We start from the raw sequence: 3,259 nt of genomic DNA on the forward strand, positions 1-3,259 counted from the left end.
CCCCAGGCTGAAGCCATCACATCGGCATGCGGTCCCGTCCATCACGCACGCCCTGCCGCACTTCCTGAACCATCGCCAGCAGGTCCCAGAACTGCTTGGCCTGAACCTTGAGGYGGTAGTCGGTCTGGGCGATCTGCTCTTCGACCATTTCGGTCATGCGCGAGTCCAGGTCGGCCGGCGGCAGCTTCAGGTAGGCCTCGCTTTCAGAGCCGTCGCGTTCGATCGTGGCGCCGGCCTTGCGTGCGATGTTGAGCATGGCGGTGTTTTCGCTCAGCGCGTGGATGAACATCATGTCGACACCGTTGTTTCGGGCGTGCATGACGGCGCGGTCAAAAAGACGCGAGCCGTAGCCGCGGCCACGCGCCTGGGCCAATACAGACACGCCGAACTCGGCGCAGCTTTTCAGGTTGGGGTCGGTGCTATGCGCAAGGTGGGCCATGGCGATCAGTTCGAGCTTGCGGTTGTAGATGCCGAAAATCTCGTCGCGCTCGAAGTTGAGCCCGTCCACATAGCGGTGAATCTGCTCATCGTTGGCCGAATAGCCAAAGCGCAGGTAACGGTCGTGGGGGCTCAGGGCCAGCAAATGGGTGGCGATGCGTTCCCCGTGGCTGGGGCCGATCGAGCGGATGGGAACCATGACGGGCTGGACGTGACGCGCTGGAGGTGCCGCGGAGGCGCGCTCTTCCACGGGAGGCCGGAAGAATTCCTTGCCTGCGTTATAGGATGCTCTTAAAAGGGTGCTGGGTGTAACCATGATCTCAATATAAGGGTTTTCCCTAGAATCAACAGTCTAGGGGCTTCTGAATCAGCGTCAATAGAGGGTCGCTTCAAAAAAACACCCTTATGTGGATTTTTCCCAATAAATACGGGCGCAGGCAGCTATTAAAAATATAGCAAACTGACACTTTCAGTTGCTCCGGCGCGTGGATTGTTGTGATACAGCAACACTTTTCGCGCACATCCGGGCAAGTCAGGCACATGGAAATGCCGGTTCCCCGGCTTCGCCCCCGGTTCAGCTCACAAAGGAACGGCCGTCGTCGCCTTGACCCGGTCCAGCACAAAACTCGTTTTGCAGTCCTGCACGCTGGGATGTTTGAGCAGGGTGTCCATGATGAAACGGCTGTAATGCGCCATGTCCTGCACCAGCACGCGCAGCAGGTAGTCCATCTCACCAGTCAGCGCTGCGCACTCGGCTACTTCAGGCCAGGTCTGCACGCTGGCCCGGAACAGGTCCATGGGGTTGCGCTTGTGGCTTTCGGTGTGCTTTTCCAGCCGTACGTTGATGTAAGCCGTGAGCCCCAGCCCCACAGCCTCGGGCTTGACGAGCGCCACATAGCGGTCGATGACGCCGCTTTCTTCAAGCCGCTTCACGCGCCGCAGAACCGCACTGGGTGAAAGCCCCACCTGCTCGGCGAGCAGATCGAAGGTAGCGCGACCATCGGCCTGCAGGCTGCGCAAAATGTGCCGATCAAGCTTGTCAAGTGCTTCCATGCGGATTATTTTGCAGTTTTACTGCGCCAATAGCAATACAAACGCCCCATTTCGCAGTAAAACTGACCGCCAGCGCCGCTAAAGTTACTTTATACGCACACCTATCTGGAGACACGCATGAATGCACGCGACGACACCGCCCTGAACTTTGAACAGGGCGCGGCCTGGGACAACCCCATGGGCACCGACGGTTTTGAGTTCATTGAATATGCGGCACCCGACCCTGTCGCCATGGGTGCGTTGTTCGAGCGCATGGGCTTCACGCCGATTGCCAAACACCGCCACAAGAATGTCACGCTGTACCGCCAGGGCGGCATCAACTTCATCCTCAATGCTGAGCCCGACTCGTTTGCCCAGCGCTTTGCGCGCCAGCACGGCCCCAGCGTCTGCGCCATCGCTTTTCGCGTGCAGGACGCCAAGGCCGCCTATGAACGCGCAATCTCACTGGGCGCCTGGGGGTATGCCCACACATCGGCGCCTGGTGAGCTGAACATTCCGGCCATCAAGGGTATTGGCGATTCGATCATCTACTTCATCGACAAATGGCGCGGCAAGAACGGCGCGCAACCCGGCGACATCGGCAACATCGGCTTTTACGACGTGGACTTTGAAGCCTTGCCCGGCGTGCAGGGTGACGCGCTGAACCCCGCCGGCCACGGCCTGACGTATATCGACCACCTGACGCACAACGTGCACCGCGGCCGCATGGACGAATGGGCCGGCTTTTACGAACGGCTCTTCAATTTCCGCGAAATCCGCTACTTCGACATCGAAGGCCAGGTCACCGGCGTGAAGAGCAAGGCCATGACCAGCCCCTGCGGCAAGATCCGCATCCCGATCAACGAAGAGGGCAACGAAAAAGCCGGCCAGATTCAGGAGTACCTGGACCGCTACCAGGGCGAAGGCATCCAGCACATCGCCATGGGCAGCAACGACCTGTTCACTACGGTGGATGCATTGCGCAGCAGCGGCGTGAAGCTGCTGGACACGATCGACACCTATTACGAGCTGGTCGACAAACGCATCCCCGGACACGGCGAGAGCGTGGCCGATTTGAAGAAGCGCAAGATCCTGGTGGATGGAAAAAAGGGCGCGTTGCTGCTGCAGATCTTCAGTGAAAACCAGCTCGGCCCGATCTTCTTCGAGTTCATCCAGCGCAAGGGCGACGACGGTTTCGGCGAAGGCAATTTCAAGGCGCTGTTTGAAAGCATCGAGCTGGACCAGATGCGCCGCGGGGTTTTGTCGGGCGCCAAGGCAAGCGCACAATAAAGTTTTTCCATCCCCCAACCTCACGGAGATTGCCATGTCACTTTGCCCGCAACTGCCCCATCGCCTGGCCGCATTGGGTGTCGCCACCGCTGCATTTTTTGCGGTGACGGGGGCATATGCCCAGACGGCGGTCAGCGTCGCTCCGGCCTCCAGCCTGGACAGCGTGCAAAAAGCCGGCGTGCTGCGCATCTGCACGCCGGGCGACTACAAGCCCTTCAGCTTCCAGAAGCCCGACGGCACGTTTGAAGGTATCGACGTGGACCTGATGGCCTCCCTCACGGCCAGCCTGGGTGTGAAGCCTGAGTGGGTCAAGACCAGCTGGTCCAACCTGATGCCCGACATGGCGGGCGGCAAATGTGACATGGCTGTTGGCGGCATCTCGGTAACCACCGAGCGGCAAAAGCGCGCCTTCTTCAGCACGCCCTACATGGTCAACGGCAAGACGCCAATTGCGCGCTGCGCCGATGTGGCCAAATACCAGACCGTGGCCGACATCGAC

4 protein-coding genes are annotated in these 3,259 nt (G+C 59.8%); 2 read left to right on the top strand and 2 right to left on the bottom strand.

Annotated features, from left to right (window positions below):
• Positions 1-16 precede the first annotated feature (16 nt).
• Together AC1D1P_RS18650 and AC1D1P_RS18655 are read right to left on the bottom strand one after the other, a co-directional pair.
• Positions 17-754 (bottom strand): GNAT family N-acetyltransferase, encoded by a 738-nt coding sequence (locus AC1D1P_RS18650; RefSeq protein ID WP_477673994.1) that lies wholly within the window; start codon positions 752-754, stop codon positions 17-19.
• 263 nt (positions 755-1,017) lie between these two features.
• Entirely contained in the window at positions 1,018-1,491 is a 474-nt protein-coding gene (locus AC1D1P_RS18655) for an Lrp/AsnC family transcriptional regulator (protein WP_477670115.1), read from the bottom strand.
• 117 nt (positions 1,492-1,608) lie between these two features.
• On the opposite strand from AC1D1P_RS18655, the gene hppD reads away from it, so the two are divergent.
• Together hppD and AC1D1P_RS18665 are read left to right on the top strand one after the other, a co-directional pair.
• Positions 1,609-2,760 (top strand): 4-hydroxyphenylpyruvate dioxygenase, encoded by a 1,152-nt coding sequence (gene hppD, locus AC1D1P_RS18660; protein WP_477670116.1) that lies wholly within the window; start codon positions 1,609-1,611, stop codon positions 2,758-2,760.
• 34 nt (positions 2,761-2,794) lie between these two features.
• A partial coding sequence (locus AC1D1P_RS18665; RefSeq protein ID WP_477673995.1) for a transporter substrate-binding domain-containing protein occupies positions 2,795-3,259 on the top strand: 465 nt, incomplete at its 3' end.

It is taken from the genome of Polaromonas sp. P1_E1_2, from assembly GCF_056406035.1.

Coding starts and splice junctions, on each gene's coding strand:
- hppD (WP_477670116.1), top strand. CDS start 1,609: ATGAATGCACGCGACGACACCGCCCTGAACTTTGAACAGGGCGCGGCC.
- AC1D1P_RS18655 (WP_477670115.1), bottom strand. CDS start 1,491: ATGGAAGCACTTGACAAGCTTGATCGGCACATTTTGCGCAGCCTGCAG.